The sequence below is a fragment of the Pseudomonas sp. SDO524_S393 genome, assembly GCF_054071875.1.
The window spans coordinates 39,829-54,141 of sequence record NZ_JBSVVZ010000042.1 but is presented as its reverse complement, the minus strand read 5'-3'; the positions used below and the strand labels follow the sequence as shown (position 1 = coordinate 54,141).

General features: G+C 52.5%; 10 protein-coding genes. 7 read left to right on the top strand and 3 right to left on the bottom strand.

The features are described from left to right. Positions 1 to 243 precede the first annotated feature (243 nt). Positions 244 to 4,446, bottom strand: a complete 4,203-nt coding sequence (locus ACW9IB_RS18755) for a radical SAM protein (RefSeq protein WP_457414867.1) — start codon at positions 4,444 to 4,446, stop codon at positions 244 to 246. A gap of 660 nt (positions 4,447 to 5,106) precedes the next feature. On the opposite strand from ACW9IB_RS18755, the gene ACW9IB_RS18750 reads away from it, so the two are divergent. Continuing rightward, a complete protein-coding gene (locus tag ACW9IB_RS18750; RefSeq protein ID WP_259244141.1) occupies positions 5,107 to 5,355 on the top strand; it encodes a hypothetical protein in 249 nt (82 codons plus the stop codon). A gap of 104 nt (positions 5,356 to 5,459) precedes the next feature. Here the strand turns inward: ACW9IB_RS18750 and ACW9IB_RS18745 are convergent, their stop codons facing one another. Next, complete coding sequence (locus ACW9IB_RS18745) at positions 5,460 to 6,371, bottom strand: helix-turn-helix transcriptional regulator (protein ID WP_084317906.1); 912 nt, start codon at positions 6,369 to 6,371, stop codon at positions 5,460 to 5,462. A gap of 374 nt (positions 6,372 to 6,745) precedes the next feature. Here ACW9IB_RS18745 and ACW9IB_RS18740 point away from each other — a divergent pair, with 374 nt between their 5' ends. The 6 genes from ACW9IB_RS18740 (at position 6,746) to ACW9IB_RS18715 (ending at position 14,004) form a co-directional block, all read left to right on the top strand. After that, entirely contained in the window at positions 6,746 to 6,892 is a 147-nt protein-coding gene (locus tag ACW9IB_RS18740) for a hypothetical protein (protein WP_162947744.1), read from the top strand. A gap of 75 nt (positions 6,893 to 6,967) precedes the next feature. Next, on the top strand, positions 6,968 to 7,684 hold the full coding sequence (locus tag ACW9IB_RS18735) for a toll/interleukin-1 receptor domain-containing protein (protein WP_084317905.1): 717 nt from the start codon (positions 6,968 to 6,970) through the stop codon (positions 7,682 to 7,684). Between the two features lie 546 nt (positions 7,685 to 8,230). Continuing rightward, positions 8,231 to 9,103: a hypothetical protein gene (locus tag ACW9IB_RS18730; protein ID WP_084317904.1), complete on the top strand. Its 873-nt coding sequence runs from the start codon at positions 8,231 to 8,233 to the stop codon at positions 9,101 to 9,103. A gap of 2 nt (positions 9,104 to 9,105) precedes the next feature. Next, positions 9,106 to 12,054: a hypothetical protein gene (locus ACW9IB_RS18725; RefSeq protein ID WP_169717220.1), complete on the top strand. Its 2,949-nt coding sequence runs from the start codon at positions 9,106 to 9,108 to the stop codon at positions 12,052 to 12,054. Further along, positions 12,051 to 13,457, top strand: a complete 1,407-nt coding sequence (locus ACW9IB_RS18720; RefSeq protein ID WP_084317902.1) for a hypothetical protein — start codon at positions 12,051 to 12,053, stop codon at positions 13,455 to 13,457. Before ACW9IB_RS18725 ends, ACW9IB_RS18720 begins: the two co-directional genes overlap by 4 nt. After that, complete coding sequence (locus ACW9IB_RS18715; RefSeq protein WP_024678242.1) at positions 13,441 to 14,004, top strand: condensin complex protein MksE; 564 nt, start codon at positions 13,441 to 13,443, stop codon at positions 14,002 to 14,004. Before ACW9IB_RS18720 ends, ACW9IB_RS18715 begins: the two co-directional genes overlap by 17 nt. A gap of 43 nt (positions 14,005 to 14,047) precedes the next feature. On the opposite strand, the gene tnpB is transcribed toward ACW9IB_RS18715, so the two are convergent. Further along, on the bottom strand, positions 14,048 to 14,269 hold the full coding sequence (tnpB, locus tag ACW9IB_RS18710; RefSeq protein ID WP_139273005.1) for an IS66 family insertion sequence element accessory protein TnpB: 222 nt from the start codon (positions 14,267 to 14,269) through the stop codon (positions 14,048 to 14,050). Between the last annotated feature and the right edge of the window lie 44 nt (positions 14,270 to 14,313).

Below are 14,313 nucleotides of genomic sequence, written 5' to 3'. Positions count from 1 at the left end.
GCTTCGCGGCTCAGGCCTGCCTGTAGGGTACCCCGAGCATACGAAATCACTCTCTTCAAACTAATACTTGAGAGAGTGATCTATCCTGAGCACCAACTGTTGATTTGAGGCGGTTCTACTTAAGTCACGATACCTTCTCAGATTTGATTGTCGACGGCTTCTTTCAAAGTGCCGAAAGCGTATGTCGGATTCTGTCTGCTAAAATATTTTATTGAGCCGTAAATACAAAACTCAAGGTTAAAGTCAGTAACCGTGCGCCAGTAATATACCGTAGTCTTCAACAAATTTCTGTCGTAAGTAAAACTTCCGGTAGGCTTGTTGTACAGTATTGAAGTATTCCGACGGTGAGCCCCATGTCATGCTGCGTAGGAGATTGCCGCCATCGGAGTCCTCATTGTGAAAGTCGTTGTACTTGACCAAGTCCGTAAATTGGAAGCCCAGTGCTGAAAGCTGCCGGTAGCACTCCAGCTCCTCCGGAGTTATAGGGCCGCTAGTCATTGCGCAATGCCCACTCATTTCGTCAGGGAATGCTTGTGCGTGAGCGAATGCTTGGTCCCAATCTAGCGCCAGTCGATCGTAATAAATATAGCCTTTAGCTTTTGGATCTCCTACTTGCTGCTCTTTGCTCAGAACACTAGTAGCCTTAGCGAAATCTTTATATAGCGCGAAATATGCCAGCGTCACGCCGCTCTGAACGGCAAAATCAATGGTCTGCAGTGCAGTTTCCTGCGTCTCCCATGGGCCGCCAAGCATGAAATAGGCTTTTGTGAGAATGTCCTTTGAGTGAAGTCGAAGGAACAGTTCTGAAATTTTGGCATTGGTGACGAGTTCACTCGCTGCCTTATTTTTTCTCCGTTGATCCTCGCTCCCATGCTCAACGCCAAATGCGAGCATGCGACATCCTGAGCGTTGCAATCGGTCTATGAAGTCGTCGAGTTCCAGATCGTAGGAAAAAAAGTCCTCAAGGCGGAAGATTCCACGCCAGCCAAAAGAATCACCAGTCGTTTTCTTGATTTTTTCTAGGCCATCTAGAAACTCGCTAGCCCATGCGAGCCCAGAGTATCTGGCATTGTTGTCGCCCTTTTTCGCATCCGAAGCTATCTGCGGTAGCAAGTTGTCATCAATGAACTGAATCCGAATATCTTGGTGCTGCAGAGATAGATTGCGAATTTCGGCGAGTACATGTCCGACTTTGCGGCGTTGCTCACCTCCGCTCTTATCCCTGCGTTCAGTACAGAAGGCGCAGTTCCAGTCGCACCCCTGCGACATGACCAGATGAGCCTCATGGAACGTCTGCGACTTCGACCTTGTTCGGGCCGGCTCATATTGGCTATCGCCGACGCGATAGATCCGGCGATCAAGCAAAACATCCGACCATGCAGTCCCCGGCGATTCCAGCGATGGTTGCTGCGGCGTGTTGCATCGTTGGATGCCGCGACCTATGACGTTCCAGCTCTTGAGGTTGGCAGTAATGCCTTGCGCTGCAGGCCACTGTCCTGAAGTTTTCAAACTCGCCACTAGTGTAGACAGATTCTCTACTGCATTGGTCGAAACGGCAAAGTCCCAGCTTGCCTGGGCGTCCTCCGTGTGCACCATAGAGAACTGCCAGGCATTGAGCTTGGCTGCCGGACCACCAATTACCAGCGTCGTACTATGTGTCCGGTTGCGAATATCGACGAGCATATTCATTGTTGATCTTATGGTGGAAAACACAGTGTTGAATCCAATCAGATCGAAAGTTCGCGCCAGGCTCAACACTTCAGCGCGCAGCTTCGGGAACCTGTGGCAGTCAGCGATCTGCACGTCGTGGCCTTGCGCTGCGAGATGAGACGCCAGCAGGCCCAGGCCTAGCGCAGGAGTGCTAGTTCGTGATGCGCCCGACTCATCATCGTCGATGGGGGGCAACACGAGCAGTATGCGTTTCACAACCTGTAGGGTGTCGGTACGTGTATCAGCCACTTCCGGATGGGTCCGGCCGCGGAGTTGAGGCGCTGTCCCACCCACGACGGGACCAATCAACCATCTGGCCACGGGAAAATCCAAGACGCTCAAAAGAGTTGGATTACCGGCCTCTGAAGCCGATGCACGCTCCTCCAAATAATGAGTCAGGAATTCCCGATGTAGCCATGGATGGCCCTTGTCGGCTCCGACAGCCATGTCCACAATTTTACCTAGCTCCTCGTTAAGGGAGCTTTCGATGCAGAGGCTCCCTGCAGCAATGGCAGCGTCCAGCCGTCGCCGCAAGGTGTGTGAGAACGCGAGATGCAATGCAGCCCAACGAATACTCTCATCTTCATCAAGGGCCATGCTATGCAGGACCTTGAGAAGCACCTGCGTCGGGAGGCTTGCTGTAGCAAGCGCTGCAAAGACGCGCTTGTCACCACGCCAATGACCCTTGACCTTGCCCGCATCCGGATAATAGTTCTTGAAAAAAGTGACAGTCTGATCGGCCACCTGTCGGGCCGGTTCTAAGCCCAACGCCATTAATGCTAGTGCTGTCGACGCAAGTCCAGGGTCGCCTACGATTGCTAGAGCAATGTCATGCGCCTCTCGTGTTACTTTCACGCAGCGCGCGTGTTCGAGCGCGAATGCTGGGTCACTTTCAATATTTGTAAAGAGCTGCTTGAGTTCTGGATATTTGCTGGCAAGGCGTGCAAGCCGAGTGGGAAATGAGGTCGCCGCACCGGGTAACTGTGTAGGCTTGAAGAACTTTGGTGCAATCTCGCTCGCCTGGTGCGAGAACTCTTCGGCAAAGTCTGAGGCGTAGTAAAACAATTCCTTTATTAAAAATTCATCCTTCCAGATCACCTGCAGCATGGCCTCTGGAAAGGACTCCGAAAACTCCCTAAAGCTTAAGCATATGTTGGAGCATGCCGCCATGAAGCGCCAACACACGTCCATACGTCCAGACTCTCTCGCAGCTTCTTCCGTTGGACTCGTGGCGGCCATGCGATTGCCAATAGTGCTGCCGATAGCGCGCAGCTTCATAAGCAGCTCGGCTTTACTCTCTTCATTGACGCTCTTGCCGGCATCACTAAGGTTGTTGAACGCAGTCGTTAAATCGCCCCAATCCTCTTCGAGATCCAGATGGTGTAGATCACTGAGAATACGCTCCAACACAAGACGAGACTCCTCCTGCTTTTGCCCCACGGCCTGTCGGGATGCCCAATGAACGGATCCAGGTAAGTACCAGCCAGTGCCCTCAAGTAAGTCGGAAGCGCAGCGCTTCCAGCTGAATTCACGTTTGATTAGTTTTGCCAGCTCAATAGCAGCCTTCTTACGCTCTTCGAGGTCAGTCATGATCTCGAGCAACACGTCGGCAAAACTCTCGATGTCCGCTGGATTGGGGGTGCCTGAGGTCGTGCTGCCCCCGATATTGACGAATTCGACACTGCTGAATGTCATCTCTGGGAATTGCTGCTTCAGATCTTCGAGCAGCATAGCGAGCCCCGACTGAGCCGAACACACGAGCGGGACGCCTGCACAAAGGGCTTCCCAACCGCTCAGTCCGAACCCCTCATGCCACGACGGCATCAGTGCAACATGGCAACGGGCTAATCGACGACGCAGAGCTACCTGATCGTCAGAGAACGGTTCAGCGTGTAACGCAAATGCTGCGCCCCTACTGCCTATCTCCTTTAACTCGTCTAGCGCGGTTTGATCAGAATCGGGGTCAACTCCCCAGGCGAATAATTGACCACGCGCGCGCCACACTTCAGCATTGATTGCACGTCCACGCTCGTATGCCTTTGCCAACGCATGAACAGCTAATACCGAGTTTTTTATTGGGTCATCGTCACGGTTAAGACGTCCCGAGATAAAAATGTGCAGGTCAACGCGGGAGTCGTGTGTCTGAAAATCAACTTTGTCTACGCCCGGTATTAATGGCCTAACTGGCGATCTTGGGCGGTGCGTAGCGCTTCGTGCTGATGCGAAGTTGCGCTGTAATAGTGGGCCCACCGCAAAAGCACAATCTGCGGTCGCGATGATGTCTCGCTGTATTGTGGAGCGATTGACCACATCCTGCATGCTCTGACTTTTCATGAAGGCGTACGCCGAGTAGTCCATGTGACCAATCACGGCGGATTTGACGTTAAATCCACTTCCAAGGTGCTCACTAAGCTCCTTGGCGCAGTCGATGGCCACCCGACCTGTTATGGAATCGTGTCCAACCACTAGTACTCCCAGTAACGTTTCTGGCTCGAACTCTTTGCAGCGTTTGGCAATGTCCTCCATGAGCGTGGAAGCGTTGAACGTCGTATGTTCGATAAGTTCGATGGCGACTGAACTGCTGTCCACAATTGGCTGTTGATTTACAAAGCAGATCGTCTTGCTGCCTTTCGGCAGGGCCTGAGTCATACCTTCCGCTAAGCCTTTGTTGAAGACGTTTAATCCACCCAGCTCGCTTCCCCAGCGGGTTGCAAGCATAGCCACCACGTACGCCATTTTGGCTCCTAGAATTTGTGATGTATTGGCGGTTAACCGCGGCGCTTAGCGCGTAAGGGACCATAGAGTAGGGCTGCTGTTGATTCAGTTAGGTTATTCATCGGCGCAAGGCCTGATTCCGGAATCATTGTCCGGAACGGAATGTTCTTTAAGTCGTGGCACCTCATCACCTGTGATGGCTACGGCAGTCGCTCCCTGAACGCGTTGCTCAGGATTGAGTAAGTTGAATCCGGTGTAGCCACTTTCGTCGATGTGGAAGCATTCCATGCGTATTCATCCTGGCGTCAGCGCTCGAACAACACGATTGCAGTTCCGAACTGATCATGCCCGAAGGCTCGCGTGCTGGCGAGGCACACTTCGCTTGATGAAACGACTAGTGATACGACGGAACGGCGACTTTCTAGAGCACTACATGTTCGTGCGACGCCGATTTGATCCAGTTGCCGAAATGCCACTGATCCAATCTGACTCCTCTCGAACCTTCGCCTACGCTGGATTTGTACCAATTTGGAGGTGGGGCAGTCTTGCGTCGGCACGTGGGTCAATTCGGTGTCTGCGTGAATAGCCTCTGGTTTGAAAGCAGCTGTAGCAGAGATTAGCCAACGCTTGGAGCACCAACACAAGGCCACTCTTGCTGTGCATCAAGTCCTGTTCAATAGCATGAAAGACGCCTCACTACAGTCACAAGCGCAGTCAGACCAAAAACTGCAGGCCAGTAAGGTGCTGGTTGACACACTGTCCGACGGGCAGGCCAGAATCATCGGGGCGTTGAATCAGCATACTGGCGCCCTGACCGCCCGCCTTGATCAGAGCCAAGCCAAGCTACGTCAGCTGACGATCACTTTGGCCGTGTTTTTCGGATCGATGATGGCCTACGTGGGGTATGAGCTGCTGAGTCGGTTTAGCTGATGCCTTGAGGGGGAGCCATAAAATCTATGGTCGCCCCAGCACAATGAGCCCCAAGAACCCCTCTGTTACTGAGATCTAGGTCAAGCATTCAAAGCGCAGCTCGTTCAACTGGCTCCAACTTTATCGCTCCCGCCCAAGTCTCCATTTGGGCTTCTGTATCCCGGCGCGAACATTGAGCTTTCTACCCCATAGAGAGCCAAGGGATCACTGAGCCATAGGCGGTATGCATTGTCTTCAATGCTGTGGTCGGGTGAGCAGTCCACGTGGTATTGCTGTAGGACGTACCCAGCCATCGCTGCGCGCACTCGAAGTCTGAGCACACCGCCAGGCATCTCGTAGTCGAGCATCACAATCTGCGCATAATTCTTATCAGGGTGCGGCACGAGCGGGAGATCCAGCATTCTATTCCACTGATCATCGTGCTTTTGGTTTTCGTCGTTCTTGGGTTTAGCCCCCCACTGAGTCTGAGCCGTACCGATTCGAGCCAAAACGAAGTCCACAAATTTCTGGCGTTTCCGATCGTACGCTCGGACGTGCCAGCGCAAGCCATCGCAGCTGACCGCGAACGGCACGATTTCCCGCTCAGACTCGCCCGACCCCGAGGTATAGCTGATTTTTACCACCTGGTTGAGGCTGATCGCGCGCGAGATCGGCGCCAAAACCTCTACCTTTGGCTTGCTGAGCAGCGAAATGGATTCGTTCAGAATGAGTGGCTTCTCTCCATCTAGACCGTATCCGTACCCTTGGGAAAGCGCCGTGAGCACGCGCTCAGGCGAGTGCACGATTAGAGGCGAGAACGTCTCGCGTATCGCATAATGCTTGGTCACAGTGTCCAGCTCAGTGTTCTCAGGAGCAATCTCCCGATACTGCGCGAAGTCGCGGGTGGCAGCCGCCGCGCCCACCCCGAAACGATCCATGAGATCAGTTCGTGAAACGGCCCCCGTGAAGTACAGGCGAAAATCTATGTACACCAGGCGCTCCCGTTGCGCTTGGCTGTATTCGCTCAAATCAATCATTTGCTCTCCGTCTTGCCTTCTTACCTGTCCTGCTGAATATCCAATATCTGATCGGGCGCATCTAGCAACAATGATAACACACGAGTGCTTGACGTCATCAAAATGATTATGATATGGTTTGTTTATGGTTGTGATACATATCTATCCATAGCACCTTAGGCGATTCAAAAAGTACGCTTGGATGGGATGTCAGAACGCCAGAAACAGAAAGGCCGGTCAAGGTACGAACTTGACCGGCCTTTGGGAAAAGACGTCTGAATTGGTTCCAGATGTCTCTCGCGCTTTGTGGAAAAAGCTTGTGGATGGTAGCCCCTATGGGCTCCCTCCGCAAGGGAGCGAGTTCTGTGTTCGAGCCACCTCATAGGAGACATTTTATGTCCCAGCTTGAGATGTTCGAAAAGCCCGAGGCGGAAGGCGAGGTCATTTATCGCATGACGATCACCACCAAATCGGGGAAGGTGATTCGACGTGCTAACGGCCAACCGTTCCGCATTGTCATTCGACCAAAAACGAGCAGTTGATTTAGTCGCTTAACAGAGCTCAGGGCACGTTTTGTGCCCTGGGGCTAGTCGCTCCCCATATAAAAGGATTACGACATGTCTAGATGTACAGCACCAGTACGTGGACATAACTCAGCGGCCGCTGCCGCTGCCTGTCCTGCATGCCGCTATCGCACCAGTTCCCGCAGTAGTTCTCGCTATGACGGTTATGGCTCGTCCTACTCCTCCTCGGTCGGCAATGGAGGTAGCCATGCTAACAGTGGCGGCGGTGGTGGTGGCGGGTCCAGCAGCAGTTCAAAGCCGCGCTGGTCGAGACCAGGTTCATCCGTATCGTACTCACCGGCCCAGGTGCAGTCCCTCACTCCAATTCGCGAAACCGTTGAGACGCGAGCAGCGGAGCAACCTGACCTTCGTGACGTCTTCCTGTGCCACGCATGGGACGATCGGCACGGACCTGCCAAAGAGCTGCACGAGTTGCTCGTGGCGGCTGGTGTCAAAGTTTGGTTTAGCGAGAGGGACCTAGGTCTCGGTGTTCCAATGATGCGCACAATCGACAAGGGCTTAGCGAATTCGCGAATTGGGCTTGTGCTGGTCACTCCCGCGTTGCTGACGCGCCTTCCCAAAGAGAGTGTTGCTGACAAAGAACTTTCGGCACTCCTGGCGGGTAACCAGCTCGTTCCCATTGTGCACAACACGACGTATGAAGCTCTCCGCAATGTAAGTCCCTTGCTCGCCTCCCGAAGCGGCTTGGACACTGCAGAAGATTCAATGGCGGTGGTTGCGGCAAAAATCGCCGAGCTGGTAGCGCTCTAGCTCTTTTGCTCACACAGTTTCGGCATTCAGATGCGGATGCTCGTACATTTTATCCTCTACGGTTTAACAGACCTGCCTTCGGCAGGGCTGTTAGCTCCGACTAAGAGACCGATTCGGGCCTATTGCTGCCTGTTGTCAAAAGCTGAAGGCAGTCTGAGGATGCCGTCAACGGTCGAGTTGCAGCAGCAATTTTTAGGCAGTCACCCAACGGTATTGTTTGGATACTTTTACCCGCGAAGGCGTTACACGAGACGGCTATCCATGGTGGAAAAGTAGTGCAGGCGATTCTCCATGGAGGGGGAGTGATTTCAATATGCCTTTATGGTGATGGTCCGAATGGAATTTCTAAGGAGGTGTGGGTTGATGGTAAAGGAATACGCTGAGTATGAAGTCCAACGGGCATTGCATCAGGTGTGTTCTGCGAATAACCCAAAGGATGCGTTGGAATGCTTTCAGAGAAATAGAGCTGCTCGGTGACTGGCGCATCATGTATGCGGCAGCTCAATCGGGTGGGCCGTTTAGCTCGGTAGCCGCGACGAGCGGTATATGCTTCAGCCAAGAAACCTTATGGTTTCACTTGTTTCGCAGAGCGCAAGGGATGCAATGTCGAGGATCTACACCTATCTGAACTCAATCAGCTCTGGTCAGCCGATCAACTTTGAGGCTTTTGCTAAGGAATTGAAGAAGCATGGCAAAGGTGCTGGCTATCTGTTCGATACGTTTTCAACGTCGAAAATTGGAAAGAGCAGCTATCAGGTGGCTGTCTTGCGTGAGGATCGCTTTGCGGAGCTGATTCGTGAACACGCTCCATCAGAAGTTGCGGGTCGTATTGGTGCTGCTTTGGACGGAAGTAGCCACGCAGCAGCAGTAAGCGGCTCGCTTTTGATAACACGAAGCATGGTCCATCCTCATCCAAGCGTAGTTCTTCTGAGCAAGCATGGATGGGAAGCACCTAACACTCTCCGGCCAGCGGCGTTGCTGGTGGAAAATCTCGAGAATTTCCTAGCTCTCAAACAGACCGTCGACATCCTGGCCGACTGTGGCGTAGCTGAGCAAAGTGAAAGTTTCGATGTCATTTTCAGCGCCGGTAATCAGATCACCAACAGACTGAATATGCCATTTCTCAGCCAATACCAGAGGCTGTACTGCCTTTTTGATGTCGACTTAGGTGGACTGACAATGTATCGAACCCTTCTCAAAGGGCTGCCAGACGGGCACCGGGTCGTGTTTGTGTACCCTGATGATATCGCACACCGGTTAAGCGCTTCCAAATACTCACTAAATCAGCAAACGAGACAAGATCTCCTTGAGTTCGTTGGTCTATCCAAGGAAACCAATGAGCTGATCGGACTTATGCGAGACAGCCAAAAAGCGCTAGAGCAGGAAACCTATTTGATGTCGACAACGACAAGGGACTGATGATGTTGAGCGATTCCTCTGCGTTCCAGGATGTATACAAATTCCACAGGCTGATTTTTGTTAACAGTGCTGCCTATGCCTACACCGTAATCCGCGTGGACAAGCACACCGCTTTGTGTGGCCAGAACAACCTCGGAAAGACCTCGATGCTGAATGCATTGAAGCTTTTTTTGCTGCCACACGAGAACTTCAAGAGCTGCGCTAAGAAATTCGCCTTCAAGGGGCCGGCCGGGACGTACTACTCGACTGATGCTAGCTACAGCTACTATTTCCCGGAAAACCACTCCTTCATCATCCTCGAAGCAGAGAACATGCACGGCCCGTTCTGTTTGGTCCTGCACCGAGGGAATCGACCATTCTCATACGGCCGTATGGCAGTACCTTGCATGTATGCCGATATCCAGCACATGTTTTGGGACCTTGAGTCGCCCATCAATGGAGGCATGGGGGCTCCGATAGAAGGCATCTCACTTTCTGGTGTGCTTTCGGATCTCCGAGCTCGGGGCGGGGAGGCAATGAACGACGGTGCTGTCATTCGCCAGCGGCTCTTCGGTCAACAGGCTCTTAATCGTGAGGAGGGCCGATTCTGCTTGCTGCCTCTTAGGAATGGCGGTACAGCACGCGAGATCGAAGCGTGGAAGATGCTAATCCACCTGGCCTTCGACATTGGGGCGAAGGACAGCCGCACTCTGCCGGATACTATCGCTACGATCATCGAGGGGGATAAGGACCGTAAGAATGCAGAGCTGAGTGTCAGCCTGAGCGAGATCCTCGATGACTATGAGAACCTGAAAAAAGAAGGCGATCGCCTGGCGGACATAGAAAGCGCGCGGAGGTCTTGGGAGAGCTTTGATAACCAGTTCCAACTGTTTGAGACGAAATCCGAACTGATCGTTCAGAGTATCGTCGATGTTGAGCATGCCTTGGCTGAAAGGCAGTCCAGCATTCTTGATGATGTTAAGGCAGCATCCGAGAGATATCAGGCTCTTGATGTGGCTCACTCAGCTAAGAGACAGCACCACGGTCTGGTCAAGGCTGAGTATCTGAAGCTGGCTGGAGCACTGAGTCTCCGGCATAAGGATCTGGACGGTGTCCAAAAGCAGCTATTCAAGGTCAGCGAGATTCTTCGGCGTTACCCTGGCACAACAGAGCATGAGGTCCGCGAGCTTTTATCCGATCTCTCCGCAGAGTTGACCGCAGAGATCGAGACCCTGACAAACAAGGTTCAGAGCGCTGAACAACTAGCCCAGGCGATCAGGAATAAGAACAGTCTTTTCCATCAGCGCGACCAACTCCGAAAAATTCTTGATGAACATGTGGAAACTGTTCTCGAGCAGGTCGATCGTCACAGTGCGTCGGTTCTGAGTAGCTTGAACTCTACGCTGTTCACCAAGTTGACTCCTCGACTCAACTCTGACCAGAAGCAAGCCATCAAAGAGTTTGGCTGCCTATTCCAGGAGCGAGGTTCTTTCATCAGCTTCCTGAGCCAGGAGACCTCATTTGGTTTCATGTCTTTCGACCCGACCAGAGCAAGGAAGCAGCACGAGCAAGACCTGATCAAACTGGATGACGATATCAAGGACTGTGATGACCTCATTCAGCGCCTAAACGATGACAGTAAGTTGACTGCTGAGCAGGCCAAGGAGAAAGCTAAGAAGCTGACCCGCGAGCGGATTGAAATTGATGAAGAGGTTCAACTACTCAGTCGGCATGGCTACATGCGCGAGCAGCAGAAAGCATTGGAACTTGAGGTGGGGGAACAGACGGTAGAGTTGGCCAAGCTACATGAGAGTGTGGCGGATGCCGCCGGCGAGCTGGAGGACCTAGCGGTACAGGTTGAGCGCGCAAAAGAAGTGCTCGCCAGGGTCAGGAAGGAAAACGAAGATCTGCGCAATTACCTTGAGCAGATCCGGAACGTAGCTGAGATCACTTTAGGATTCCTTTCGATCCGCGAAATGAAGCTGAAAGCTCGCGATACTTTCTTTCACCCTAGCCAGATCAAGGAGATTTCCCAGTTCGCTTCTGAGGTAGCCAAGAGCAGAGAAGCTCTGCAAGTGGCCTTGGATGAACTGCTGAAACGTAACTTGCTGGGCGAAGAGGGCAGAGACTTTGGCTACCATGCTTTCCATGACTTGAGTCGGATGCGTAGCTGTCGGAGAGCTTTCGCGGCGATGTTTGGCACCTTGGAAGGTGAGCAGCAGACCTACCAGGCCAAGGTCACCGCGCATAACTCGAATACCTCTATTCAAATCGACGAAATCAAACACGCCAGAAGGATGATCAAGGAGTTCGAGAAAGAGGTAGATGACCAGCTCTCGGAGTTCAGTGTGTCTGACCTCGAGGCGATCGAGATTTACTGCGTATTGAATCCCCATTTCGAAGAGCTGTTGGTCGATATTGACTCCATAAACCTCATGACAACCGGGCTCCACGAGAAGCGCTTGTATGAACGATTACGAGCTTTCTGTACCGAGTTCTTTGTTAACGGTGGCCGTCGGGGGACCACCCTGGATATGAGCCTACTGATTGATCGGGTTGGATATCGGTACCGCAAGCGTGGGCATGACAAGTACACCGAAGAGGATCAATCCAACGGTACTACGGCAATGATTAACTGCCGCCTGCTATCGATTCTTCTGCGTAGGCTGCTGGTTGCGAATACACAGATCTGTTTGCCATTGGTAATGGATGAGCTGTCGAATCTGAGCCACTTGAATCTGAAGGCTGCGCGTGGCATCGCTGAGTCAGAAGGGTTCGTGCTGTTCGGGGCAACGCCGGAGCCGACGTCTACTATCGCGAAAGTAATCGAAAACTACATCGACCTTTCGCATTTTCTCGCCACCGACAGGGCATACAGCCACTTACGTCGAGTGATCTACACAGGTGAAAGCGAGTCGCTGAGAACAAAGAAAGATCCCGCCGATGCTGTTGCGGAGATCACTGCCGGATGATCGTTGCAGCAGACAAAACGGTCATGCTCATGATCGAGCATAAGCACATTTTTCTTGATCTTATCGACATCATGGATGAAGGCTCGGCTGGCGAAGAAGTGTCAACTCGCCTGTACGAGTCCCAAGTGATGAAGCTGCTTGATTCGCTGGGAGACAGTAAGTCCGATCGGCAAAAAATTGAAGCGGCCTTCGACGTGCGTAACCTCGTCCGAGCAAGCCTGATATTGCACCATGACACCAAGCGAGGAGTCATTGCCTTCGCCCCGTTTTTGATCGAGTTATTTCGCCACTTTGATAGATCGCGTCTTCGACAGCTGAGTAGCGCCGATCTTGAGGCGCTGTGCGACAGCTTCAATGATAGTCTTGAAAAGCTTCGCGATTTGACAGTGATTGAGCAGGGGAACGACACGTTCGAGGATGAGCTTAAGCTACTCCGGGAACGCATCCGCTACGCTCAAGGGAAGATCAAGGAGAACGTGGACAGTCTTCAGGGGCAGACTCTTCGCCTGGCGGAGATCGTCGAAGTGATGAGCCTTGAGAACCTCGACGAGGTGAAGCAGGCTCGCGGTGCTTTGCAGGCGATCACCCGAATCTACGGTAGGCATGTTCTCCCCACATTGCAGTTCCTCAACGAGAGGGAACCTCTGAAGAAAGGCCTGCCGGCACTCACTGCCTTGCTGCGGATATCCGAGATGTTCCGCGATGCCAAGTTGCCAAAATTGGGTCAGCAGGTTCTCTATGCAGTGGCATCCATTCGCTCCTATCGCTACGACGTGGAGGTCATCAGCAAGTCTCTGCAGCGCTACGTGCATCAGAATGAACGTCAGCGTCGTGAGTACGACCAGGTTGAGAGTGTTTTCAACGATCTACTGGCTGCCTGTCGGGAGCTCCATGACGGGAAACTAAGGGGCAACCTCATCCCTAAAGATCATGAGGTACTGGAGCGTTTCTCTACCTTCAAAGGCATGAAGAGGCAGAGAGCCGATAGCAAGATTGAATGGCACAACGTAGACCATTGGCTTCACATTCAGGAGCATCTGCGGAGTAGCCTGGATTCACTTAAAAATACCCAAGTAACAACAACGTCTGTTGAGCCAGTGGGAGAGGACGTGCTCAAAGCCAGGCGTGCTTTAGACGTGCGCAGAAAACTAATTGGAAGGCTGATAGATGAGTGGCATGTTCAGGTTGGGCCTGACGCCCATGCGTCGCTTCACGCACATCTGGCCCAGCAGATCAGCGACTACGAAATTGCTGACCTAGTGGAAGGCGTGTCTTGGCTAAAGCACCGAGAGGACATTGTGCTAACCCCTCGATTCCAGTTAGGGGTGATTGAGGATGACAGGCAGAAGTTGACCTATTACAAATTGAGGATCGAGGAGCAGGGCAGTGAGACAACAGCTTAGCCAAGCCATCTACAAAGAGTTGATGTCGGGGAAGGTGATCAACAAAGACACCTACGAGAATGGTGAAATAAAACCCAACCCGCTCTTCGAAGAGATGCTCAATAACTACGATCAGAGCTACAAGCCCTTGTACTTGAACATCGGGTTTGAGTTGGTGATGCGGAATGGCTTTATCTACATCCGTTCAGTCGAGCGCGATGAGGAGTACAGCGAGGTGGTCAGGAAAATACAGGTTCTGCTGTTGATCCTTGCTCGCGGACTGCATGAACAGGGCTACCAGCTTGATATTCTGCGCGACGGGGAAGCTGGTGTGTCTGATGGGATCATGGAGGAGATCGGGAAGGGAGAAGACAAACAAGATGTCATGTCTGCCAGCAACATGAAAGGGGAGGCTCTTGCATCTGCAGTTAGGAAAAATCTCGAGCAGCGTGGGATCGCCTACAGGAATGCAAAAGGCAATCTGGTATTGACTCATGCTGGATTAGCGTTCTTTGACGACGTATTTAAGTACAGTAATGCTGAACCAGGTGCAGTTATGGTGGCTTGAGTTTCCGGCTTTATCAATTGGTAGATGGTTTCTTTACCCTCCATCACATCCTCGACATAGATACCACCAATGCCTGGAGCTGCTCAGAATTCAGCTCCATTAGGTCGCCATGCCGATTACTCGGCCAGGAAAACCTCCTCTGATGCAGACACCGTGCCGCCAACCAAACGCCTAGTCCGTCGTGCACCAACACCTTCATGCGATTGCCTCGGCGGTTGGCAAAGAGATAAGCACAGTGCGGCTGCGCCGCACCGAAGACAGCCACGACCCGGGCGAGCGCTTACTCGGTGCCGGAGCGAATATCCATCG

Excerpts from the sequence above, each read along its gene's own strand:
- ACW9IB_RS18745 (WP_084317906.1), bottom strand. The coding sequence starts at position 6,371 with ATGATTGATTTGAGCGAATACAGCCAAGCGCAACGGGAGCGCCTGGTG.
- ACW9IB_RS18730 (WP_084317904.1), top strand. The coding sequence starts at position 8,231 with ATGCTTCAGCCAAGAAACCTTATGGTTTCACTTGTTTCGCAGAGCGCA.
- ACW9IB_RS18750 (WP_259244141.1), top strand. The coding sequence starts at position 5,107 with ATGAAAGACGCCTCACTACAGTCACAAGCGCAGTCAGACCAAAAACTG.
- ACW9IB_RS18720 (WP_084317902.1), top strand. The coding sequence starts at position 12,051 with ATGATCGTTGCAGCAGACAAAACGGTCATGCTCATGATCGAGCATAAG.
- ACW9IB_RS18735 (WP_084317905.1), top strand. The coding sequence starts at position 6,968 with ATGTCTAGATGTACAGCACCAGTACGTGGACATAACTCAGCGGCCGCT.
- ACW9IB_RS18755 (WP_457414867.1), bottom strand. The coding sequence starts at position 4,446 with ATGGCGTACGTGGTGGCTATGCTTGCAACCCGCTGGGGAAGCGAGCTG.
- ACW9IB_RS18740 (WP_162947744.1), top strand. The coding sequence starts at position 6,746 with ATGTCCCAGCTTGAGATGTTCGAAAAGCCCGAGGCGGAAGGCGAGGTC.
- ACW9IB_RS18725 (WP_169717220.1), top strand. The coding sequence starts at position 9,106 with ATGTTGAGCGATTCCTCTGCGTTCCAGGATGTATACAAATTCCACAGG.